General features: G+C 60.0%; 19 protein-coding genes. 10 read left to right on the plus strand and 9 right to left on the minus strand.

The genetic code is table 11. From position 1 onward, the window contains the following. Entirely contained in the window at positions 1 to 1317 is a 1317-nt protein-coding gene (locus tag FMN63_RS06790) for an aspartate aminotransferase family protein (protein WP_148583206.1), read from the minus strand. Positions 1318 to 1506: 189 nt separating this feature from the next. On the opposite strand from FMN63_RS06790, the gene FMN63_RS06795 reads away from it, so the two are divergent. Further along, positions 1507 to 1923, plus strand: coding sequence for a YcbK family protein (locus FMN63_RS06795; RefSeq protein ID WP_148583207.1), 417 nt, complete (start codon positions 1507 to 1509; stop codon positions 1921 to 1923). A 127-nt stretch (positions 1924 to 2050) separates the two neighbouring features. Here the strand turns inward: FMN63_RS06795 and FMN63_RS06800 are convergent, their stop codons facing one another. Beyond that, entirely contained in the window at positions 2051 to 2410 is a 360-nt protein-coding gene (locus FMN63_RS06800; RefSeq protein ID WP_148583208.1) for an ArsC family reductase, read from the minus strand. Positions 2411 to 2806: 396 nt separating this feature from the next. Here FMN63_RS06800 and FMN63_RS06805 point away from each other — a divergent pair, with 396 nt between their 5' ends. From FMN63_RS06805 to FMN63_RS06845, 9 genes are all read left to right on the plus strand, one after another. Continuing rightward, positions 2807 to 4477, plus strand: a complete 1671-nt coding sequence (locus FMN63_RS06805; protein WP_209000986.1) for an adenylate/guanylate cyclase domain-containing protein — start codon at positions 2807 to 2809, stop codon at positions 4475 to 4477. A 38-nt stretch (positions 4478 to 4515) separates the two neighbouring features. Continuing rightward, on the plus strand, positions 4516 to 5685 hold the full coding sequence (argE, locus tag FMN63_RS06810) for an acetylornithine deacetylase (protein WP_286192554.1): 1170 nt from the start codon (positions 4516 to 4518) through the stop codon (positions 5683 to 5685). Between the two features lie 115 nt (positions 5686 to 5800). Continuing rightward, positions 5801 to 7384 (plus strand): ABC transporter substrate-binding protein, encoded by a 1584-nt coding sequence (locus FMN63_RS06815; RefSeq protein WP_148583210.1) that lies wholly within the window; start codon positions 5801 to 5803, stop codon positions 7382 to 7384. Positions 7385 to 7461: 77 nt separating this feature from the next. Further along, positions 7462 to 8436 (plus strand): ABC transporter permease, encoded by a 975-nt coding sequence (locus FMN63_RS06820; RefSeq protein WP_148583211.1) that lies wholly within the window; start codon positions 7462 to 7464, stop codon positions 8434 to 8436. A 14-nt stretch (positions 8437 to 8450) separates the two neighbouring features. After that, entirely contained in the window at positions 8451 to 9428 is a 978-nt protein-coding gene (locus tag FMN63_RS06825; protein WP_205513891.1) for an ABC transporter permease, read from the plus strand. 7 nt (positions 9429 to 9435) lie between these two features. Further along, a complete protein-coding gene (locus tag FMN63_RS06830) occupies positions 9436 to 11157 on the plus strand; it encodes an ABC transporter ATP-binding protein (protein ID WP_148583212.1) in 1722 nt (573 codons plus the stop codon). Positions 11158 to 11929: 772 nt separating this feature from the next. Further along, positions 11930 to 13333 carry an HAD family hydrolase gene (locus tag FMN63_RS06835; protein ID WP_148583213.1) on the plus strand — a complete coding sequence of 468 codons (1404 nt, stop codon included), beginning with the start codon at positions 11930 to 11932 and terminating at the stop codon, positions 13331 to 13333. A gap of 115 nt (positions 13334 to 13448) precedes the next feature. After that, positions 13449 to 15248, plus strand: coding sequence for an IlvD/Edd family dehydratase (locus FMN63_RS06840; RefSeq protein WP_148583214.1), 1800 nt, complete (start codon positions 13449 to 13451; stop codon positions 15246 to 15248). Between the two features lie 264 nt (positions 15249 to 15512). Continuing rightward, the gene (locus tag FMN63_RS06845) at positions 15513 to 15794 is read left to right on the plus strand and encodes an SCP2 sterol-binding domain-containing protein (protein ID WP_148583215.1); all 282 of its coding nucleotides are present in this window, start codon (positions 15513 to 15515) and stop codon (positions 15792 to 15794) included. A gap of 244 nt (positions 15795 to 16038) precedes the next feature. Here FMN63_RS06845 and FMN63_RS06850 read toward each other — a convergent pair whose 3' ends face one another. The 7 genes from FMN63_RS06850 to FMN63_RS06880 all read right to left on the minus strand — a co-directional run bounded on the left by FMN63_RS06850 (position 16039) and on the right by FMN63_RS06880 (position 24332). Further along, positions 16039 to 17643 carry a TRAP transporter large permease gene (locus tag FMN63_RS06850; protein WP_148583216.1) on the minus strand — a complete coding sequence of 535 codons (1605 nt, stop codon included), beginning with the start codon at positions 17641 to 17643 and terminating at the stop codon, positions 16039 to 16041. Positions 17644 to 17653: 10 nt separating this feature from the next. After that, on the minus strand, positions 17654 to 18274 hold the full coding sequence (locus tag FMN63_RS06855) for a TRAP transporter small permease (RefSeq protein ID WP_148583217.1): 621 nt from the start codon (positions 18272 to 18274) through the stop codon (positions 17654 to 17656). A gap of 123 nt (positions 18275 to 18397) precedes the next feature. After that, positions 18398 to 19405: a DctP family TRAP transporter solute-binding subunit gene (locus FMN63_RS06860; protein WP_148583218.1), complete on the minus strand. Its 1008-nt coding sequence runs from the start codon at positions 19403 to 19405 to the stop codon at positions 18398 to 18400. Positions 19406 to 19678: 273 nt separating this feature from the next. Further along, on the minus strand, positions 19679 to 20593 hold the full coding sequence (sigJ, locus tag FMN63_RS06865) for an RNA polymerase sigma factor SigJ (RefSeq protein ID WP_148583219.1): 915 nt from the start codon (positions 20591 to 20593) through the stop codon (positions 19679 to 19681). Between the two features lies 1 nt (position 20594). Further along, positions 20595 to 21026, minus strand: coding sequence for a carboxymuconolactone decarboxylase family protein (locus FMN63_RS06870; protein ID WP_148583220.1), 432 nt, complete (start codon positions 21024 to 21026; stop codon positions 20595 to 20597). 158 nt (positions 21027 to 21184) lie between these two features. Beyond that, complete coding sequence (locus FMN63_RS06875) at positions 21185 to 22519, minus strand: sigma-54-dependent transcriptional regulator (RefSeq protein WP_148583221.1); 1335 nt, start codon at positions 22517 to 22519, stop codon at positions 21185 to 21187. Positions 22520 to 22535: 16 nt separating this feature from the next. Next, positions 22536 to 24332 carry a sensor histidine kinase gene (locus tag FMN63_RS06880; RefSeq protein WP_148583222.1) on the minus strand — a complete coding sequence of 599 codons (1797 nt, stop codon included), beginning with the start codon at positions 24330 to 24332 and terminating at the stop codon, positions 22536 to 22538. Between the last annotated feature and the right edge of the window lie 29 nt (positions 24333 to 24361).

Consider the following 24361-nt stretch of genomic DNA (forward strand, 5'->3'; position numbering starts at 1 on the left):
TCAGAAGACCGCCTTGAAGGCCTGGCCAAGCTTGTCGGTTATCTCGCCGATGTGGCTGTCCTCCAGAATGAAGGGCGGGGCCAGCAGGATGTGGTCGCCGTGTACGCCATCAATTGTCCCACTCATCGGATAGCAGATAAGGCCAGCCTCGAAGGCCGCTTTCTTGAAGGCCTTGCTGATACCTCTTTTGGGGTCGAACGGAGCCTTGGAGGCCCGGTCTTCCACCAGTTCGATACCTCGAAACAGCCCACGCCCGCGAATGTCGCCAACATGCGGATGCTGGCCGAAGGCGTCGGTGAGGGCCGCGTTAAGTTTCTCGCCCATCGGCATGACCCGGTCGGCGACGCCGCCGGTCAGCTTTCTGAACACGGCCAGTGCCGCCGCGCAGGCGACGGGATGGCCGATGTAGGTATGGCCGTGCTGAAAAAAGCCGGAGCCGGTCTCGATGGCTTCATAAATAGCGGACGCGCACAGCATGGCGCCAACCGGCTGATAGCCGGCGCCGAGCCCTTTCGCGATGCACAGAATATCCGGCGCCACGCCATCCTGCTCGCAGGCGAACAGCGTTCCCGTGCGGCCCATGCCGCACATGACCTCATCGAGGATCAGAAGCACGCCATGGCTGTCGCAGATCTCGCGAATCCGCTTGAAATAGCCCTCGACCGGCGGCAAGGCGCCCGCCGTCGCGCCGACGACCGGTTCGGCCACGAATGCCATGACATTTTCCGGCCCCAGCCGAAGGATCTCCGCTTCCAGTTCGTTGGCGACCCGCTGGCCGTAGTCGAAGGCGGTTTCCCCCTCGCGGCGGTCCCGGTACTCGTAACAGGGAGCGATATGGGTGGTGTCGATCATCAGCGGCGCGAAGGGTTCCCGCCGCCACTGGTTGCCGCCGGTTGCGAGTGCGCCCAGCGTGTTGCCGTGATAGCTCTGCCGGCGGGCGATCACCCTGTGCCGGGACGCTTCCCCTTTTTCCAGAAAATACTGCCGCGCCAGCTTCAGCGCCGCTTCCATGGCTTCCGAACCGCCGGAAACGAAGTAGACGCGGTCCAGATCGCCGGGAGCTTTCTGGATCAGGAGATCTGCCAGCTCCTCGGCCGGTTCGCTGGTAAAAAAGCCCGTGTGGGCAAATGCGATCCTGTCGACCTGGGCCTTGATGGCGGCGGTCACATCCGGGTCGCTGTGCCCGAGACAGGAAACCGCGGCACCGCCGGACCCGTCGAAATACCGCTTTCCGGATCGGTCGAGGATGTAGCACCTCTCGCCGGTGACTGCGACGGGAAGATCGGCTTTGGTATGGCGGGGGAATACATGAGACATGGCAAGTTATCCGGCTGATGACAGCTGCGCCCGGACCGGGCTGACGCATTTGTATCAGAAAATATCCAACTCTGAAACATTTGTTTCGACGGCGCGTTAACCATGTTTTTCATTAGAATTTTAATAAAGTTCGATCAGCCTGCGCACGGGGGACGAGATTTGTAATGAAGTAACCGAAGGCTGCCCGTCATGCGTCAGCGCCTCATCGCCTGGATCGTATTCCTAGGATTGACCGCCACACTTGCCGGCTGCGGAACTGTCGCCGGTGTTACCGGCATGGGCTGGGTGACGGCATCCCACAATTCCATCGACTACAACGACAGCTCGTGGTGCGTTCCGCGCAAGCTGAAAAAGGTTCTGAACCGGGTCGCGGCCCGATATGGCAAGGTGACCGTCAGTTCCACCAAGCGCTGGTGGCTTGAAAACTGGTGGAAGGGCGGCGCCAAGAATTCCTATCACCTCAACTGCCGCGCGGTCGATTTCTCCGTCCGCGGCAGCCCGTCATCGGTCATCGCCTTTTTGAAGGCACAGCCGGAAGTGGGCGGTTACAAGCACTATTCTTCCGGCCACTATCACATCGACACCGGCCCGCGCCGTACCTGGTAAGTTCAGGCCCGGCAAGTTCAGGCCTGCTAAACCGCCCCCTTGGGCGCCGGTCCTGACGGGCGCCCGGGCCTGAAAAACGGCGGCGCTGGCACGCGGCGGGCCTCACCCACCCAGCGAGGAGCTCGCGTTATTTCAGTTCGCCCAGCTCCAGTGCCATTTCCCAGGCCACAGGGTCAAAGCCGACAAAATTCTTGGTTTCGCCTGCCACGATCGGGCGCTTGATCACCGACGGGTTCTCGATCATCACATCGAGCGCACTTTTGGCGTCGACGACACTGTCCTGGGTCGCCTCATCAAGGCGCCGCCACGTGGTGCCGCGTTTGTTCAAAATCGTGTCCCAACCGAACTCGCCGACGAAACCGGCCAGCCGGTCAGCATCCACCCCGTCCTTCTTGTAATCGTGGAACTCATAGGCCACCCCGGCCTCTTCCAGAAACTTCCGCGCTTTCTTGACGGTGTCGCAATTCTTGATGCCGTAGACCTTCATCGCCTCTTCCCGGTTGCTCGTTGTCTGCTTGTTGGTTTTCTGGTCCGGAATGTGCCGACTGGAGCCGGGGATGCAAGGCTGTCGTCGGAGAAAATCCGGAATTTTGAGAAAAATGAGCGCCTAAGGGCCTTCCAGTCCGGAGTTTTCCCCGTTGTGACCGCTTTCACAGACAGTTCGCCGCATTTGCCTTATGTCTTCTTGACCTCAGGCTCCGCCCGCGCTTGAAGTGGCACCTGAAAGGGCGGACCGGCAGCAGATCGGTGCAGCGAGACCGGAGACAGAACATTTATGCAGGAAGAGGTTCCCGGCACAGGCCGGCCCCACCCGCCCGAGACGGCCGCCAAATCTTCTGACAGAGCCGGTCCAGCTCTCAAAACGGGCAAAAAATCCCGCGACATGATGGTTGGACGCGGCAACTGGCGTCAACGGCTCCGGCTGTGGAGCGGCCTGGTCCTGTTCACGTTCTGCCTCAGCCATTTTTCAAACCACGCCCTTGGCATCATTTCCTTTGAGGCCATGGATAAGGCTTCGATCTGGCACTATTGGGTCTGGCGAAGCCTGCCCGGAGAGACCCTGCTGATCCTTGCCGCGCTGACCCATGTGCTGCTGGCCTTGTGGCGGACAAGCAAACGCCGGACGTTGAAGATCTCCCGCTGGGAGTTTCTGCAGCTCGCCCTCGGTCTCTATATTCCCTGGCTTCTGATCCCGCATGTCACCATGACCATGGGTGTTGCCCAGGAATTCGGTTTTCTGCCCGTTTACGAACAGATGCTCACGCTGCTGTGGCCGAATGCGGCGGTCAACCAGTCGATTTTGCTGCTGGTGGTGTGGATCCACGCCATGATTGGTCTGCATTTTTTCCTGCGCCTTTATCCGTTGTACCAACGGCTGAAACCTCTGGCCGCGGGATTCGCCTTCGCCATGCCCGTTCTGGCGATTTGGGGCTGGATCGAAGGGGCGCGCAGGCTTGCCCTCAGCCGTGATGTTACCCTTCGTGTCACCCCGGAGCAGCAATTGTGGGCAAGCGAGGTCGTCGTCCAGTTCCGTGCTGTGGTGTTCGGCCTGATCGCCGTCAGTCTTCTGGCCATATTGATCCGGTATCTGCTCGGCCTGAAAGCGCGCAGCCTGACCGTGGTCTACCCGGGCGGACTGACAGTGAAGGCGCAGCCGGGCGCAACGCTTCTGGAAATCAGCCGCATGAACGACATACCGCTTGCCTCGGTATGCGGCGGGCGCGCCAGATGCTCCACCTGCCGCGTGAAGATGATTTCCGGCGGCGAAAATTTGCCAAGACCCGCCCCTCCCGAAACCGCGGTGCTGGCACGCATCGGCGCGAGCAATGACATTCGCCTGGCCTGCCAGGTGCGGCCGGAAAACAACGTGGAAGTGCAGCCTCTGGTGCCGGTAAAGGCCAGCACCATCCTCAGTGAACACCTGAAGGACGCCTATTACTGGGGTGTCGAGCAGGATGTGGTGGTCATGTTCGTGGATCTGCGCAATTTCACCGGCATTACCGAAAGCCAGCTTGCCTATGACGTCGTCTATCTGCTGAACAGCTATCTGGACCAGGCTTCAACCGCGATCCGGGACGAGGGCGGCTATGTCGACAAGTTCATTGGCGACGGCATCATGGCCATCTTCGGTATGGAGAGCAGCGCGGACATCGGAGCCCGGCAAGCCCTTGCCGCCTGCCGCCGCATCGAGGCGGTGATGAAATCGCTCGACAAGGAGAAGGGGCCGCAGTTTCGCGATCCGATTCGCCTGGGCGTCGGGCTGCATCTCGGGTCAGCCATCCTCGGCCGGATCGGCGCAGCCGGTTCGGAGGGCAAACGCGACGGGCTGACCGCGCTTGGCGACGTGGTCAACACCGCCAGCCGGCTTGAAACCGAAAACAAGAACCACGGCAGTTTCCTTGTCGTTTCCAAGGCCGTGGTCGATGCGGCCGGCGCCCGGATTGACGGTGCGGAAGAGGCCGAAATCAAGGTTCGCGGCAAGGAAATCCCCTTGCAAATCCTCGCGGTGAAAAGCTTAGATGGTCTTCACCTGGGCGATGCCGTTTCCGCCTGAGGCAAATTCCTCCGTTCAAACGAAACTCTGGAGCCCACGTGAGCCGGACCTATACGCCCCGGGAAATGCTGGAGAAACTGATCTCCTTCAACACCGTTTCCGACCGAAGCAACCTCGACCTCATCGCCTTTGTCGAAGACTATCTCGGCCAATGGGGCGTCGCCTGCGGGCGGGCGCTGGACGAAACCGGCCAGAAGGCCGCCCTTTATGCCCGTATCGGCCCGGAGGTTGATGGCGGGACTGTCCTGTCCGCCCATACGGATGTGGTTCCGGTGGCGGGTCAGGCCTGGTCGCAGGATCCGTTCACCGCCTGGGAGGAAAACGACCGGCTTTACGGACGCGGCGCGGCGGACATGAAGGGCTTTGCTGCGACGGTGCTTGCCAAGGTGCCGGACTTCGTCAACGCGCCGCTCAGACGGCCGGTCCATATCGCCTTGTCCTATGACGAGGAAACCGGCTGTGACGGAGCCAGGGTGCTTATCCCTGAAATGCTGGCCAACGGCCCGCGTCCTTCGGTCGTGATCGTAGGTGAACCGACCAGCATGAAGGTCGTCACCGGGCACAAGGGCATCACGGTGCTGAAAACGCGCATCCAGGGGCATCCGGTTCATTCCAGCCAGTTGCACCGGGGCGTGTCGGCGATTTCGACTGCCGCCAGGCTGATCGGATGGCTGGATGCCAGAACCGCGGAAAACCGGGCCAAGGCAGATCCGGAGTGCCCGTTCGAACCGCCTTACACCACCTTGCATTGCGGCACCATTTCCGGGGGCCAGGCGCATAACATCACAGCCCAGCACTGCGAATTCGTGACTGATATCCGGCTGTTGCCCGGTGAGCACGCACAAGACTGGGTCGCGGCCTACAGGGCCTTTATCGAAAACGATGTTTTGCCCGCTATGCAAGCCATCTCGCCGGACTGCGGCATCGAGGTGCGTGAACTGGCCTATGTGCCGGGACTTTCCGAAGAGCCGGACGGGCTGGCCGAGATGACCGCAAGGCGTCTGACGGGTGATAACAGCCGCAATGTCGTGGTCTATGCCACCGAGGGCGGGATCTTCCAGGAGCACGGCCTTTCCACCGTGGTCTGCGGCCCCGGATCCATCGATCAGGCCCATCAGCCGGACGAATTCATAGCCCTGTCCGAACTCGACCGTTGCGCTGTCTTCCTAGACAAAATGATAGACAGGTTGTCGCAATTTGACTGCTAAACAGGTTTGAACTCATAGGCTTACAGTGTCATAGTTGCAATTGATACGACTGGCGCCTGGTCCTGGCAGGGGGATGCGCCATTGAAAAATGCCGAAACCGGAAATCGAGGGCACTATGATCAAAAGAACAGTTGTCATCGCCGCAGCGATGCTTGCGGCGGGAACGGGGTCTGCTGTTCAGGCAGAGACACTCAAATATGCCTTTCAAGGCGCGCTGAACGCGCTTGATCCTTACAGTCTCAACGAGACTTTCACCCTTTCGTCGCTCGGCAACGCCTATGAAGGTCTGACCCGGCGTGGCGCGGATCTGGCGATCGAGCCGGCGCTGGCCGAAAGCTGGGAGATCATCGAGCCGAATCGCTGGCGTTTCCACCTGCGTAAGGGCGTAAAGTTCCACAACGGCAACGACTTCACGGCAGAGGACGTTGCCTTTTCCGTCGACCGCGTCCGCTCGGAAGGCTCCGACCTGACCACCCGTGTCCCGGCCGATGCCAAGGTCGAGATCGTTGACGACTACACGGTCGATTTCGTTCTGACCGGACCGAACCCGATCCTGAACTACGAGTGGGATACGTTCTACATCATGGACAAGGAGTGGACGACCGAGAACGACGCGGTCAAAGTCACTTCAGCCTCCGACACCACGCCCAATTATGCCGCTCTGCATGCCAATGGCACCGGACCGTTCAAGATCGTCACCCATGAAGCCGGTGTGAAGACCGTCTACGAAAAGTTCGACGGCTGGTGGGATGAAGCCAAGCACAATATCGATACGGTGGAATTCACGCCGATCGGGTCCGATGCAACGCGCGTTGCCGCGCTTTTGTCGGGCGAGATGGACATGGTCTATCCGATCCCGGTGCAGGACATCAAACGCATCAACGACAATGCGGGAACCGTTGCGCTGACCGGTCCGGAACTGCGCACGATCTTCCTGGGCATGGACCAGATGCGTGACGAGCTGCTGTATTCCGACGTCAAGGGCAAGAACCCGCTCAAGGATGCCCGTGTGCGCAAGGCCTTCTATCAGGCGATCGATATCGAGGGCATCAAGAAGAAGGTCATGCGGGACCTGTCCAATCCGTCTGCCATCATGATCTCACCGTTGCTGTTTTCCAAGTCGGACGAGTTCGAGCGTTATCCTTATGACCCGGAAGCCGCCAAGGCACTTTTGGCCGAAGCCGGTTATGCGGACGGATTTTCCATCGGCATGGACTGCCCGAACGACCGTTACGTCAACGACGAGTCGATCTGCCAGGCCGTTGCGTCCATGCTGGCCCGCATCGGCGTGAAGGTGAACCTCAATGCCCAGCCCAAGGCAAAATACTTCGCCAAGATCCTGGCTTCCGGTGGTTACGACACGTCGTTCTATCTGCTCGGCTGGACCCCTAGCTCCTTCGACAGCTGGAACGTTCTGGACAACCTGATGAACTGCCGCGACGAATCCGGCAAGGGTTCTCCGTTCAACAACGGTGGCTTCTGCGACGAGAAGATCGACCAGCTGACCGATGAAATCCTGGTCGAGATCGATCCGGAAAAGCGTGACAACCTGATCGCCGAAGCGTTCCGCATCAGCCACGAAAACGCCTACTACATCCCGCTGCACCAGCAGAGCCTGGCATGGGGCGTTTCCGACAAACTGGACGTTGTCCTGCGCGCTGACAATCAGTTCAAATTCCGCTTCGTGACCAAGAACTGATCCGTAGACACAATACATGACGCTCCCGGCAATCGCCGGGGGCGTATTTTCATGACGAAAGCACTCAAAGAGCCGAAATGATTGGATTTGCAGCGCGCCGCATCTTGCAGGCGTTGATTGTCATGCTGGTGGTCGCCCTTCTTGCGTTCACGATGTTCCGCTTTGTCGGCGATCCCATCAACCAGATGGTCGGCATCGAAACCTCGATCGAGGAACGGGAAGCCTTGCGCGAACGCCTGGGCCTGAACGACCCGGTGGCGGTCCAGTTCTTCCGTTTCATCACCAATGCCGCGCAGTTTGACTTCGGCACGTCCTATCAGTTTCGTCAGCCGGTGTCAGAGCTTTTCGCCAAGCGCATACCGGCCACTCTTGAGCTCAGTTTCACCTCGGCCCTGTTTGCATTGATTGTCGGCATTCCCATGGGAATCTATGCCGGTCTCAACCGAGAATCGCCTATTTCCAAGCTGTTTCTGTCGGTGTCGCTGATCGGCATTTCGCTACCGACGTTCTTTATCGGCATCCTGCTGATCTTTCTGTTTTCCGTGACGCTGCAATGGCTGCCCAGCTTCGGCCGCGGCGAGACCGTTCAGATCGGCTCCTGGTGGACGACCGGCTTTCTGACAATTTCCGGATTGAAGGCACTGATCCTGCCGTCGATCACGCTCGGCCTTTATCAGATGACGTTGATCATGCGCCTGATCCGCGCAGAGATGCTGGAGGTCATCCGGACCGACTACATCAAGTTCGCCCGGGCCCGGGGACTGCCGGACCGGCTGGTGAACTTCCGGCACGCCCTGAAGAACACGCTGGTTCCGGTCATCACCATCACCGGCCTGCAGCTTGGCGCTATCATCGCCTTCGCAACCATCACCGAGACCGTTTTCCAATGGCCCGGAATGGGGCTGATGTTCCTGCAGGCCGTGCAGAACGTCGATATTCCCATCATGTCCGCCTACCTGATGCTGACGGCGTTCCTGTTCGTGACGATCAATTTCATCGTCGACATCCTTTACTTCTTCATCGACCCGCGCCTGCGCGTCGGCCGGCCATAAGGGAGACCGACGTCATGCCTTTCACCACCAACGAAGAAGACCAATCCACGGTTCAGAATGCGGCGGCGCCAGTGCAGGAACAGGGGCGTATAGCCCGGTTCCTCGACAGTGACCTGTTTCATTCGTTCCTGAAATCGAAGATCACCGTCGTGGCTGCCAGCGGGACCTTCATCCTGTTCCTTCTGGCCTTCCTCGCCCCCTGGATCGCACCTCATAATCCGTTCGATCTGGCGTCGATCTCCATCATGGATGCCCGCGTGCCACCGGTCTGGATGGAATATGCCGACCCCCGCTTCCTGCTGGGGACGGACGATCAGGGCCGCGACATGCTCTCTGCCATCTTCTACGGCATGCGGATCTCGTTGATCGTCGGCTTCTGTTCCGTCATCGCCGCCGCGGTCATCGGCATCTCGCTGGGGCTGGTTGCGGGGTATATGGGCGGCCGCGTAGATGCCATCATCATGCGAATAGCCGATGTGCAGCTCACCTTCCCGGCTATCCTGATTGCCCTTCTGATCGACGGCGTCGCCCATGGCATTTTCGGTTCAATCGACCGGGAAGTCTTCGCCTTCTACATCCTTATCGCTTCGCTGGCGCTGTCCTTCTGGGTGCAATATGCGCGCACGGTGCGCGGTTCCGCCATGGTGGAGAAGAACAAGGAATATGTGCAGGCTGCCCGCGTGATCGGCATTCCCTCGGTCATCATCATGGTGCGTCATATCCTGCCGAACGTCACGGGACCGGTGCTGGTGATCGCGACCATCAACCTGGCCCTCGCCGTTGTCACAGAGGCAACCCTCTCGTTCCTGGGTGTGGGCATGCCGCCCACCCAGCCGTCGCTCGGCACGCTGATCGCCATCGGCAACGACTTCCTCTACTCCGGGGAATGGTGGATCGCCATTTTCCCGGGTCTCGCGCTGGCGCTGCTGGTGCTGAACGTCAACCTTCTGGGCGACTGGCTGCGCGACGCCCTCAACCCGAAACTCAGGTGAGGCCGGTATGAGCGTTCTCGATATCAAGGATCTGAGGGTCGAGTTTCCGGGCCGCAAATCCGTTTTCGTCGCTGTCGATGACGTCACCTTGAGCGTCGATGCCGGTAAGGTGCTCGGCGTTGTCGGGGAATCGGGTGCCGGCAAGTCGACCGTCGGCAATGCGGTGATCGGCCTGTTGCAGGAGCCGGGCCACATTGCGGGTGGTGAGGTCTATCTTCACGGCAAGCGCATCGACCAGTTGCCCTACAAGGAAAAGCGCCGTCTGCGCGGCCGCAAGATCGGCATGATCTTTCAGGATCCGCTGACATCGCTCGATCCGCTGCAAACAGTGGAAAGCCAGCTCCTGGAGACAATCCGAACCCATCTGCCGCTTTCCCGGTCGCAGGCCCGCCAGCGGGCAATCGAACTGATCGAATCCGTGGGCATTCCCGATGCGTCGGAACGGATCAAGCAGTATCCGCATCAGTTTTCCGGCGGCATGCGCCAGCGGGTGGTGATTGCACTGGCACTGTGCGCGGAACCGGAACTGGTGATCGCGGACGAACCGACAACAGCGCTCGATGTCTCGATCCAGGCTCAGATCCTGGACCTGATGAAGAAGCTGTGCCGGGAGCGAAACGTCGCGATGCTGGTCATCACCCACGACATGGGCGTGATTGCCGACATTACCGACCATGTGGCGGTGATGTATCACGGCGAACTGGTGGAGTATGGCGAGACCACACAGGTGCTGGGTGCTCCGGAGCACCCCTATACCCAGAGCCTGATTTCTGCCGTGCCGCGCCCGGACATCAAGGTCGAGCGGTTTCCGGTGGTCAACTACATCGAGAAGGCCGGAACACCGCAAAAGCAGATCGATATTGCCAGCCATTGGCTCGGCAAGGCCCGCGACTACGAGAAAGTCACCGGCCCACTGGTCCAGATCAAGGATCTCGAAAAGCGGTTCGAGACCCGTGGTTCGATTTTCCCGTCCAGGCGCAAATATTTCCAGGCCGTCAAGAAGGTCAGTTTCGATATCAACGAAGGCGAGACCTTCGGCCTTGTTGGCGAAAGCGGGTCCGGCAAATCGACCATCGCGCGGCTGATTACGGGCCTTTATCAACCGTCCGGAGGTTCGATCCTGTTCGGCAAGACCGAGCTGACGTCACTCAAGAATCGCAAGGACGTTCTGGCGATGCGCCGCCAGATGCAAATGATCTTTCAGGATCCCTATTCCTCGCTGAACGCACGCATGCGCGTCAGCGACATCATCGGCGAACCGATCAAGTTCCACCGCCTGGCCTCGAGCAATGCCGAAGTGCGCCAGATTGTTGATGACCTGCTGGATCATGTCGGCCTTGGCGCGGCAGCCGGCAAGAAATTTCCGCATGAGTTTTCCGGTGGTCAGCGCCAGCGCATCTCCATTGCACGGGCGCTTGCCACGCGGCCACGCTTCCTGATCTGCGATGAGCCGACCTCGGCACTCGACGTATCGATCCAGGCACAGATCCTGAACCTTCTGAAAGATCTTCAGCAGGAACTTGGCCTGACCATGCTGTTCATCAGCCACGATCTGGCCGTGATCCGGCAAATGTGCAACCGCATCGGCGTCATGCGCCATGGCGAACTGTGCGAGGTTTCCGATTGCGACCAGCTTTTCGAAGCGCCCCAGCACCCCTACACGCGCGAACTCTTGAACCTGATGCCATCGCTGGAACTGCTGTCGCGCGCCAACCTCGCGACGGCCTAACGGATCCGGCGGCCCTGCCGCCGGACTCTCCAAGCCTTTGATGATGAGTCTTTTTTCAGATTCGCCCGAGTCGCCTGCTTGACTCGGAGCCCTTGCCTGATTCTCTGGGAGCGGCAAGTCGATAACCACAAAGCAGTATGAACCGGGCAGTTTTTGCCGCCCAGGCCCCATGGCCATCGGCGCACAAATAGAACCTTCCTGAAGAAAGCGCGAATCCCATTCGTTAATAGAAATTAACCATGTTTTCGTCTGCAGCCGAAAGTAAAAAGGGAGAGCCTCTCGGCTCTCCCGTCAATATAGTACACCCCGAAATAACTTTCGTCCAAAGGACCTGAAAATACTGGCCTTCAATACTTGGTGGCCATTTAAAAAATTATGCTGGGATACTACCCAGAAATCGGTTTCGCTCAAGTTGCGCATTGCACAAATGGTCGGCAGCCCTGCCGGTGCACTGCGTCCATGACAGGCATCTGGCCCTCCGCGATGCCCCTCGGCATTGCCTGGCTTTCGTCGTTCCCTCATTTTGGAACTATCCAAAGGGCGTGCCGAAAATGTCTTCAGTTGGCTCACGACCCGGTTCCAGCACAAGCAATCCAGACATGAGAGCCGACCGGCGATGCCGAAAACGTCTTTTATTTCAATTCTTTGGTCTTTCTTTCTTGCAATCGCGGTAGTATGCCTGCTGCTTGCGTTGGCAACTGCGAGCGGCCAAGTCACTGATGCCGCTACGTCCGTTAAGATTTTTGGCTCTCGCAGCGCCTTATTTTTCAGCATGTTTTCTTCGATTTTTTCCCTTCTGGGTCTCTCCTTCTCCCTCAACACGTCAGTTGGCCGGCCGTTGTCGCTGGTCACGGCGCTGGCCAGCGGTGCACTGCTTGCCGTTTCGGCTGCTCTGCTCCTGTCGGGCCCGGCTTCCCCCCAGGCCAATGCTCCGGCACTCGCCGCTGCTTTCCTGATGGTGCTGAGGGCGTTTGGCGTCGTTCTGCTGCCGCCAAGGGGCGATCTCAGCGGCGTACCGCAAGCCGCCTGGTCCGCCCTGCTGGGGCTTCTGGCGGCAGCTGCCTGGTGGTGGATCCTCGACCGAAATCAGGCTCCGGTGGCGCTGGCCGCTGCGCTGCTGCTCTCCTGGCCCCAGCTTATTGATGGCATCAATGCATTTGCGGACAAGGTCTTTCACAAGGCCGCACTCGCGGCAGGCGCCCGCGATATCGCACCCGGTACCTTTACCCGGATCGCCCAGGCCCGCGATATCCTGATCGACAAGGCCGCCGTGATGTCCGGACCAGGCCTGATGGTCACCAATGTCATGGCGTTCAACAACGACCCGAAAACGCTGCTGGCTGTCGCCGCCTCGGCTGAAGCCGGATCATCCCATCCTGTCGCCCTGGCCCTGCGTGAACTCGCCAGCCAGTGGCAGGTTGGCCTCAAGATGCCGGACAGATTCGAACCGACACCGGGGCTCGGCGTTGTCGCGCTGCTCGGCGGGCAGACGGTGGTGATCGGCACAACGGACCTTTTGAAGCGGCTCAAGATCGACAGCTTCACCGCAGATGCCATTGCCCGGTCTTTGGAGGCCGATGGCAAGACGGTGCTGCGTGTCGCCGTCGGCGGGCGCGTCGTCGGTGTGCTGGGTCTGGAAGGGACACTGCGTCAGGACGCGGGCGTTGCCGGCATGGCACTGCGCAAGGAAGGCCTTGTGCCGTGGCTTTTCAGCGGCGACAACCCCAACACCCGCCGCGCACTGGCTAGCATGCTTGGCCTGGAGCTGACCGACAGTCCGAAACCGGGAGAAACAGCCTCCGAAGTGGCCTCCCGCTGCTTTCCGGATGCGGCCCCTCTGGTGTTGACCCTGTCTCAGGATCGCATGGCGCTGGAGTTGCGTCAGGGGATAGCACCCGAAACTGGTAGCCCTGTTGACGGAAACACGCCCCTTGCAGTCAGCGACACGGACGACATCGGCGCCTTTCCCGCATTGAAGGCGCTGGCCATGCGCCGGAACCTTCTGGCCGTCCATGCCCGCCGGGTTCTGTCGGGCCTCTGGCTTTGCGCTGGCCTGTGCGGTGCGTCCACCGTCTTGCCCCTGTCCGCTGCGCCCATTGTGTTCGGGGTCTGCCTGGCGGTGCTCTGGACGTTTGCCCGGTTTTCCGTCGCGGATACCCTGCAGCGGAACAAGTGACCCAGGCGGTCTCGAAATGTGGAACCAAATTTGCGGTTGAGCGCCTTTACAGCCCTTTGGTGCTGGTGTTTATCGGCTCGTGACACTTTGTGAGTGCATTGAGGGATGAGGCGACATGAGCGACACCAAGACACCAAAACTGCGGTCCACCGCCTGGTTCGACAATCCCGACAATCCGGGCATGACGGCACTCTATATCGAGCGTTACCTGAACTTCGGACTCACGCGTGAAGAACTGCAGTCCGGCAAGCCGATCATCGGCATTGCCCAGACGGGATCCGATCTTTCGCCCTGCAATCGCCACCATCTGGAACTTGCCAAGCGCGTGCGGGAAGGCATCCGCGACGCCGGCGGGATCGCTTTTGAATTTCCGGTGCATCCGATTCAAGAAACCGGCAAGCGCCCGACCGCGACCCTGGACCGGAACCTGGCCTATCTCGGTCTCGTCGAACTGCTCTACGGCTATCCCATCGACGGTGTCGTGCTGACCATCGGCTGCGACAAGACCACCCCCGCCTGCCTGATGGCCGCGGCGACCGTGAACATTCCGGCCATTGCGCTGTCCGTCGGACCGATGCTGAACGGCTGGTACAAGGGCGAGCGCACGGGCTCCGGCACCATTGTCTGGAAAGCACGCCAGATGCTTGCCGCAGGCGAGATCGACTACAACGGCTTCATGGACCTGGTGGCCTCCTCCGCGCCCTCCGTCGGCTATTGCAACACCATGGGCACGGCAACGACCATGAACTCGCTGGCCGAGGCTCTTGGCATGCAGCTTCCAGGTGCTGCCGCCATTCCGGCGCCCTATCGGGAGCGCGGTGCGATTTCCTATGAAACCGGCAAGCGCATTGTCGACATGGTACGAGAGGACGTGAAACCCTCCGACATCATGACCCGCGAAGCTTTCGAGAATGCGATTGTCGTCAACTCGGCCATCGGCGGCTCGACCAACGCGCCCATCCACCTGAACGGCATTGCCCGGCATCTGGGTGTCGAGCTGGATAACGACGACTGGCAGGAGATCGGCCATGACGTGCCGCTGCTGGTCAACCTGCAGCCGGCCGGTGACTATCTCGGCGAGGACTATTTCCACGCAGGCGGGGTTCCCGCTGTCGTGGCCGAGCTGATGCGAAACGGCAAGCTGCCGCATCCGGGAGCGCTCACCGTCAACGGCAAGGGCATTGGCGACAATTGCGACGGCGTCGTCACCGATCTGCCGGACGTGATCAAGCCTTTCAACATGCCGATGAAGGAAAAGGCCGGCTTCATCAATCTGAAAGGTAACCTGTTCGATAGCGCGATCATGAAGACCAGCGTGATCTCGGAAGAATTCCGCGACCGGTATCTGTCCAATCCGGACGATCCGGAGGCTTTCGAAGGCCGCGCCGTGGTTTTCGAAGGGCCGGAGGACTATCACGACAATATCGACAATCCGGATCTTCAGATCGACGAGCACTGCATGCTGTTCATTCGCGGCACCGGCCCGATCGGCTATCCCGGTGGTGCGGAAGTGGTCAACATGCAGCCTCCGGCTGCCCTGATCAAACAGGGGATCACGTCACTGCCGTGCATCGGCGACGGCCGCCAGTCGGGCACTTCCGGCTCGCCCTCCATCCTGAACGCTTCCCCGGAAGCAGCCGCCATGGGTGGGCTGGCTCTGCTGAAAAACGGTGACCAGGTGCGTATCGACCTGAGAAAAGGCACCGCCGATATCCTCATTTCCGACGAGGAACTCGCGCAGCGCCGTGCGGATCTGGAGGCGGCCGGTGGCTTCAAGGTTGCGGAAAGCCAGACACCCTGGCAGGAGATCCAGCGTGCCATGATTGGCCAGTTCGACAAGGGCATGGTGCTGGAACCGGCGGTCAAATATCAGGACGTCGCGCATACCAAGGGCCTGCCCCGGGACAATCACTGAGCCGTTGCAGCTTCGACTGTCCGGTTTTTGAACGCCGAACCAGCCCTGGTGCGGCGTTCAATACTTCTATCGCTGAACGGAGCGGATGTTTTGAATTGTCCGCTCCCCGGCAAATCTGACATGATCCCGCGATCGCCTGCCGGAACTGACGGCTCGGCCACGAGAACCGGAGGATGCTTGACATTTCCTTCTTGACGATTACGTAAACGTCATGCTTGAAAGGGAAACAACAGGCTCCGGCCCAACTCAAACGGGAGAAAAGACATGTCCTTGGAAAAGCTTACAGAAGGTGTCCGTGCAAAGGTGGCCGGTGGCGGCATTGAAGAAGCCGTCAAGTTCGATCTCGGCGAGACCGGCGTCATCTTCCTGCAAGGTTCCAGCGTTTCCAATGAAGACGCCGACGCAGACTGTACCATCAAGATGTCGGCAGAAGACCTCGATGACCTTCTCTCCGGCGAACTGAACCCGACCGCGGCCTTCATGGGCGGCAAGATGCAGGTGGAAGGCGACATGAGCGTTGCCATGAAGCTTGGCAGCATCGTCTAGGCGATTTTTCAGCAGAGCCTTTCAAGCCGGTCCCGAGGGCCGGCTTTTTTTTGTTCCGTCGCTCTGCCTCGCTTTCAGCCTTTCCTCACCACACCTCATCCTGAGGAAGCGCGTGAGCGCTGTCCCGAAGGAAGAGGTGGTGAGGAGAAGGGCGGGCGCCAGACATGTGGGCTGGGCATCTGGTCGGCAAACAAAAAAGCGGCGGGCAATGCCCGCCGCTTGAGTGTTCTAATGGTCCAAACCCTTACTGGTTGGTTATGATTTCCGGTCCCATGAGGCTGTACGGCAGCCACGTGGAAAGGGCCGGAATGTAGGTCACCATGACGAGGAACAGGAGCAGGATGAGCACGAACGGCGCCGCCGCCTTGACCACCTGCACAAGACTCATTCCCGTTATCCCCGATGTGACGAACAGGTTGAGCCCGATTGGTGGAGTGATCATGCCGATCTCCATGTTCACGACCATGATGATGCCGAGGTGAACCGGATCGACGCCGAGTTCCATGCCGATCGGGAACACCACCGGTGCCACGATCAGGAGCAGGCCGGACGGTTCCATGAACTGGCCGCCAAGCAGCAGCAGCAGGTTGACCGCCACCAGGAAGGTGAACCAGTTGAAGCCGGCTCCGACCATCCAGTCGGTGATCGTCTGGGGAATTCGCTCCGACGTCAACACATGGGCAAACAGCAACGCGTTGACGATGATGAACATCAGCATGATGGTCGTCTTGGCCGCGTCCACCATCACCTTCTTGGTGTCCTTGTGGAATACGGCTGGAAAGAACTTCCAGACAATCAGTGCGATATTCCGGCCCCAGATCTTCACACCGACACTATAGATCGACGGCAGCTCTGCAGGGCTGACGCGGCCACGCAGAAGCGGATAGCCGATCAACGCGGCGATCAGGACGATGGCACTGTCGATGCCAAAAAAGCCCATTCTTTCCGTAGCCAGCGCAGCGATGCCCGACCAGGCGAACATAGCTGAAAAGCCGTAGGTGATGGTCTTGAAACCGGCGAGCCCCAGCGGGCCGTCCATTTCCTGCACCCAGGTGATACCGTTAAGCGGACCCATGTCGCGATAGACGAAGAGGGCAACAAGGCAGGCGTAAACGGCGGCCACGGCTGCAGCTTCCGTCGGGGTGAAGATACCCCCGTAGATGCCGCCCAGAATGATGACCATCAGGAACAGGCCCACGGCCGCTTCCATCATGGCGTGCCAGATTTCCTTGAAGCCCGGCCACGGCTGGGCCGGCAGGTTCTTGACCCGCGCCATCACATAGATGGCGATCATCAGCATCAGACCGGCGATCAGGCCCGGCACAACGCCCGCCAGGAACATGCGGCCGACGGAGACGTTGGTTGCGGCCGCATAAACCACCATGACGATGGACGGCGGGATCAGGATACCGAGCGTACCGGCATTGGCGATGACGCCTGCGGCAAACTCTTTCGTGTAGCCTGCCTGCCGCATGCCGGCGATGGCGATGGTGCCGATTGCGACCACGGTTGCGGGCGAGGACCCTGACAGCGCGGCAAACAGCATGCAGGCAAAGACGCCCGCAATCGCCAAACCACCCCGGATCGAGCCGACGGCTGCGATGGAGAAGCGGATGATGCGCTTGGCAACACCCCCCGTCGACATGAAGGCCGAGGCCAGGATGAAGAAGGGAATCGCCAGGAGCGTGTAGTTCTGCGACGCCGTGAACAGCTGCAAAGCCACCGACGAGATAGAATCTGTGGAGAATATGGCAATCGCCAGAACGCTGGATAGCCCAAGCGAAATGGAGATCGGAACGCCCAGGAACAAGAAGCCCAGGACGAGAATAAAGAGAATTGCTGCTTCCATTTACCCGGCCTCAGTCCTTCAAGACGTCTTTGTTTTCGGCGACGAGGTCTTCCGCCTCATGCGCGGCGATCATCATCTCGCGCTCACCAATAATGATCTGCCAGGCCGCCTGGATGCAGCGGAACATGAACAGGAACAGACCAACGGGCAGGATCAGATAGGCGACCCAGCGCTGCACGCGCTCTTGCATGCCGAAGGTTTCGATTAAGAAATTGGGATAGCGCAGGTCATCAAGGCCGATGCCGATCTTGTACATCTTCGACCAGTAGTCGATGGCGCCGCCTCTGGTATCCAGACCGAAGATATGCAGCCATCCCGACCAGAGCAGGGTAAGCGCATAGACGACGCCGCAGAGAGCGCCAAACACGGCAGCAGCCCTGAACACCGGCTTTGGAAACAGGCGAATGACCGCATCAACACCCAGATGCGAACCGATTTTGACGCCATAGCTCATGCCGAACAGAATCAGCCAGGCGAACAGGATACGTGTGAATTCCAGGGCACCGGTCCAGCCGGAATTAAAGCCGTATCTCGCCACCACCTGGGTGAAGGATACGATGGTCATCGCCGCCAGAAGAAAGGCGAGTACACCTTCCTCGAAGCGCGTGACCCAATTGTCGACGCGTTGCATGCGTTTCCCCCGAATTGGCCTTTGTTTATCAGCGTGGCCGCCGGCATGGGTGCGCGGGCGGTAGAAGGACCTTGGCAGAAGGAAGGGCCGGACAATCCGGCCCTTCCAAGTGTCAGATCAGCCTTAGCTGGCGTTGTTGGACGCGACGGCGGCGTCGATCAGGTCCTTGCCGATGTCGCCTTCAAACTTCTTCCAAACCGGCTTCATGGCTTCAACCCAAGCCTTGCGCTGCTCCGGGGTCAGCTCACGAATGGTGGCACCGGCATCCAGAATGTTCTGGCGGTTTTTGGCTTCCGCAGCTGCCACATTGCCGTTTGCAGTGGCGGTGACTTCTTCCACGATCGTCATGAACTGTTCACGGACGTCCGGCTCAAGGCTGTCCAGCCATTCGTCGGAAGTGACGAGCAGGTAGGCCAGAAGCTGGTGGTTGGTTTCGGTGATACCGTCCTGCACTTCGAAGAACTTCTGGGTGTAGATGTTGGACCAGGTGTTTTCCTGACCATCCACAACACCGGTCTGCAGTGCGCCATAGACTTCCTTGAAGGCCAGCTTCTGGGCATTGGCATCCAGGGCCTCGATCATGGCAACAGCCACGTCGGAGGTCTGGACACGGAATTTCAGACCCTTTGCATCGGTAGGCAGCAGCAGCGGCTTGTTGGCGGAGAACTGCTTCAGGCCGGATGCCCAGTAGCCGAGGCCCTGATAGCCGTAGTCGGTCATGGAGTTCAAAAGCTCCTTGCCGTCCGGACCGGTGGTGAAACGCTCGACGGCGCCGAGGTCCTGGAACAGGAACGGCAGGTCGAAGAGACGGAACTTCAGCGTATAGGCCTCAAACTTGGAAAGCGAGGGAGCTGCAAGCTGAACATCGCCCAGCAAAAGCGCTTCCATAACCTTGTCGTCGTCGAACAGCTGAGAGTTCGCGAACACCTGCATGCAGGCCTTGCCGTTCATCTCGTCGTTGACGCGTTCCGCCAGAAGGGTGGCAGCGTCGCCTTTCGGGTGGCCGGTTGCGGCAACCACGTGGCTGAATTTGATGACGATTTCACCGTCATCACAAGCATCGGCCGCATAAGCGTTTGCGGACAGCGCCAGGGACGCCGCGGTTGCTGCGGCGAGAGCGAATTTTTTCATCGGATGTCCTCCCAGACATTTCAGTATGACGGCCATTCGGGCCGGACAGCACGGTCGCTGGTCGTCTACCTATTGGCAATCTCCGTGCCAATTGCTGCAATCGCAGTAAAAAACGCGGATTTCTGCCAGTCAACAAAATTCCAGAAGTGAAACTGACCAAACGAGAGTTTCGATCATGGGTCGAGTCAGACACATGGCGCCAAACTGAATGTGTCGAAATCGACACATTTTCTGGGCGCTACGTCATATTTTGAGCTTTCTCGTGCCTAAATGTCAGTGCCAGATGGCACCCGACGACCGGTCATGGCGTAATTTCACCTTGAGGCGCGACAGCTTGTCCGGATTGCGCATGTTGTAGATGCGCTCCAGCCGACCGTCGGTATCATAGCCAAACATGACAGCCGTCACGATCTCTTCGCCGTGGAACAGAACGAGGCCGCGCGTGCCGTTCAGATCCAGAATCTCGATCTGGCGGAGCTCCCAGAGGCGGCCCAGAATGAGAACAACATAGCGGGCCACATCGTCGGGCCCTTTGAGAACCCGGCTCATGGCCGTTGCCTTGCCGCCGCCATCGGACTGGAGCTGCACGGTTTCAGCGAGGAGGCCTGTCAGGTGATCCGTTGAGCCCGTTTCAATCGCGGTCAGAAAGGCGGACAGGATCCGGTCCTGATGGTCGGCCGGCGGAACGAAGCGGGAGGCAGGTTCCTGGACATGCCGGCTCGCCCGAGACACGAGCTGACGGCAGGCCTGTTCCGTAACCCCCAGCGTTTCGGCAACTTCGTCATATGGCTTTGCGAAGATCTCGCGCAGCAGGTAAGCGGCGCGCTCCCTGGGGCTCAGGCGTTCCAGCAGCAGGAGGAATGCCGTCGTCAGGGATTGCGCCCGGTCAAGGTCGGTCTCCGGATCCGAGCCGGTGTCAAACTGCAGCGGTTCCGGAATCCACGGGCCGACATAGTCGACCCGTTTCCGGTGAGCGGCCTTGAGAGCGTCCAGGCAACAATTGGTGCAGACCCTGGTAAGGAATGCTTCCGGACTTGAAATGGTCATGCGATCCGTGGCTTGCCATTTCAGATAGGTGTCCTGAACCGCGTCCTCGGCATCCGCAATGGAGCCGAGCATGCGGTAAGCCAGCCCCAGCAACTTCGGACGGACCGTCTCGAAAACATCGATGCCTGGCACGTCACTCATCTCAGTGGTTCGATACCTGTATCCGGTTCCAAAGATTGATCATGGCGACCGCGGCAGTGATCGCACTGATTTCGGCATCCTCGAAATGGCGGCGCAATTCGCTGCGCAAGGCCTCATAGTTCGTGTCAATGTCGAGGCTGGTCAAGGCTTCCGTCCAGGCAAGAGCCGCCTTTTCCGCCGGTGTATAGTCATCGACGTGGCGCCAGACCGTAAGCCGCTGCAGGCGCTCCTGGGTCTCACCCGCGTCGAGCGCTTCCCTTGTGTGCATCTTGACGCAAAAGGCGCACTGGTTGATCTGCGAGGCGCGCAGGTCGACCAGATGCCGCAGTTTCGGCTCCAGCCCCGCCTTGCCGATTTCGCCACTGGCGGCAGCAAACCGCTTCACGATATCCGGGACGTTTTCATAGTGATTGATGGCATTGGACGTCGTCATGAGTGTCTTCCAGTCAAGTTTCAGGATGTGACACTGGGTTGACGATCAGGGGCAGCCGTTTGTGACATGGCGCAAAACTTTTTCGGCCCATGTGTTTCTTGGCCCATGTGTATTGTCATCCCTGTTCGCCCAGGGATGACATGGTCCAGTGCACCCCGTCAGGCCGGAAGCGCTTCGTCCTTGCCAAGGCCGTATTTGCGCATCTTCTCGTAGAGCGCCTTTCGGGAAAGCCCAAGGTTCTCGTAAGTCGGCTTGATGGCGCCCTCGTTGCGCTTCAGTTCGGCGACGATCAGCGCGCGCTCATAGGCGGCCACCTGATCGAACAGGGTGGATCCGGAGCCGTTGGTGGGCGCCTTGACCAGTTCGACACCAAGCACGAACCGGTCGGCGACATTGCGCAGCTCGCGGACATTCCCAGGCCAGTCCCGCGCCATCAGCTCGGTGAGATACTCCTCATTGATGTCCGGAATCTCGCGCCGGTAACGCGCCCGGGCCTCCACAGCCAGATGCCTGAACAGCAGCGGGATATCCTCCAGCCGGTCCCGCAACGGCGGAATGGCGACATTGACGACATTGAGCCGATAAAACAGGTCCAGCCGGAACCGGCCTTCATTGCCGGCGGTCTCCAGATCTTCCTTGGTGGCCGCAATGAAACGCACGTCCAGTTCAATCGCCTTGTTGGAGCCGAGCCGCTCGATGGTGCGGGTCTCGATCACGCGCAGCAGCTTGACCTGCAGCTCCAGCGGCATGGATTCGATTTCGTCCAGAAACACGGAACCGCCATGGGCATGCTCCAGCTTGCCGATCCGTTGTCCGCTGGCACCGGTGAAGGCGCCCTTCTCGTGGCCGAAAAGTTCCGATTCGATGATTTCGGCAGGCAGTGCCCCGCAATTGAGTGCAACGAAAGGCTTTTCCCTGCGGGGGCCTTCGTCGTGCAGCGCCCGGGCAACCACTTCCTTGCCGGAGCCGGTTTCCCCCAGTATCAGCACATCGGCGTCTGTTGCCGCCAGGGCCGTGACATTGCGGCGAAGCAGTTCCATGGCGGAGGTACGCCCCACAAGACGGCTTTCCAGGCCTGTCCGGTCTGCCAGTTCCTCGCGCAGCTTGCGGTTTTCCAGCACCAGTCGGCGCTTCTCGAGCGCGCGTTCCACCACGGAGGCAAGGCGTGAGACGGAGAAGGGCTTTTCCATGAAATCGTAAGCACCGGCACGCATCGCCTCGACAGCCAGCGGCACATCGCCATGACCGGTGATCAGCACCACGGGCAGGGCCGGATCGATCTCGAACGCCCGTTTCATGACCTGGAACCCGTCCGTGCCGGGCATGCGAATATCGGTGACGAGCACGCCGTAAAAGCCACGATTGATCCGTTCCAGGGCTTCTTCCGGTTCACCGGTTGCAAATACGGCCTGGCCGGACAACTCCAGCCCCTGGCTCAGGGAGCCGCGAAGGTCCGCTTCATCGTCAATCAGTAGGACGGTCGCATGATCCATAAACGTCTCTCTCGTTTCATTCCGCTGCAAGAGCATGCTCGTCGGCCACTGGCAGGCGCATGGTGAAAACCGCACCGCCGCCCTCCCGATTTGCCGCCTTCAGCGATCCGGAAAAGTCATGAACGATCTTGTAGGCAATCGACAAGCCCAGCCCAAGCCCGGCGCCGACATCCTTGGTGGTGAAGAACGGATCGAAGATCTGCGGCAGGACATCGGCATCGATGCCGGGGCCGTTGTCGCTGATCGTCAGCACTGCCTCACCGTCCTCCTGCTTCAGCTCCAGACGCACTTCGGGTCGGGCTAATGTGACGGCGTTGCCGCTGACCGCATCCAGTGCGTTGGACAGGAGATTAATGACCACCTGTTCCAGCCGGATGCGTCCGCCCTTGACGATGATGTCCTCGGCCGGCAGAGACAGGTCGAGGTGCACTTTGCTCTGCTTGATGTGAGGCTGCAGCAGCAGCGTTGCCTCGTCGATCACCTGGCGCAGGGACACGGGCTTGATGTCCGTGCCGGATTTGCGCGTGAAGCCTTTCAACGTCTTGGCGATTTCAGCCATGCGGCTGACCATGCCTTCGATCCGGGACAGATTGCCGAGCGCCTCGTCCGCCCGCCCCCGTTCGATCAGCATGCCCGCCACTTCCGCATCGGAGCGGATGGCCGCCAGAGGCTGATTGTATTCGTGACTGAGCGCCGCCGACATCCGGCCGAGCGTGGCCAGCTTGGCGGCCTGCACGAGTTCGGCCTGGGCCAGGCGCAAGTCGGCTTCCGCCTGCTCGCGTTCGGCCACTTCCTGTTCCAGCAGAACGTTGGTGCGGCGCAGATCGGATGTCCGCGATTGAACGCGACGCTCCAGACGCAGCGCGCTTGCCCGGTTGCGCCGCTCCTGACGCATGAATTCTTCCCGGCGGACGATCAGGATGGCGACCCCACCGGTGGCAATCACACACACCAGAAGCGCGACAAGCATGGCCCAGCCGGAGCGCAGGCGCGCCTCCTCCACCGTTACCAGGGTTCTGACCTGCCAGCCCAGAACGGCAAGATCCTCGGTCAGTTGCAGATAATAGTCTGAGGTCTGGGACACTGGCAGCAGCACCTCGATGCGCTCCGCCATCGGCATGTCGGCAATATCACGGCCGAGCGAAAGTTCGTCCATATGCTTGCCACGCCATGCCGGAACATTGGTGACAACGATCTGGCCGTTGCCATCCAGTGCGACCAGCGGTTCCTTGCTGAGGGCCCAGGCCTGCTCGACATCTTCCAGAGAGACCCGAACCGCGAGCACACCCACAACAGCGCCGTTCCTGCGCATGGGCGACGCGAACACGTAATTCGAGACCGCCTCGGGGGTGCCGGGAATAAGCTCCCGGCCAAGCTGGCCTTGCAAGGCCTGCTCGAAAGCCTCTCCGATCCGTTCCGACCCGCCGAACGAACCGACCGGAACACCATCCTGGCTTGAAATCACGACCTTGCCCTGCCGGTCCATCAGCCAGATTTCTTCCGCCCCCGACATGCCGGCGGCGATTGCGGCGATGCCGGGATCTTCCGGCGTGCCGGATTTGATCAGCAATTGTCCGATGTCCGGACTTCGTGCCAACAGCGGTGACAGCAGACGGAACTTGTCGAGAAGTCTTTCCAGAACGGCGGTCTGAACCGCAAGATTCGCCCGTGCACCGGTTTCCACTTCTGCAAGCGAGATCCGCAAGCTGGCAAGCCCTGTCAGCCACATCAAGGCGAGCGTCGACACGATCGCCGCCGCTCCGATACCGATCTTCAGCCTGCGCCAGGTCCGGCGCTTGTTCTTGCGCAACATAGCGTCAGTATAAACAAGCCACGCGCCGC

The organism is Stappia sp. BW2 (assembly GCF_008107695.1).
Lineage (GTDB): Bacteria > Pseudomonadota > Alphaproteobacteria > Rhizobiales > Stappiaceae > Roseibium.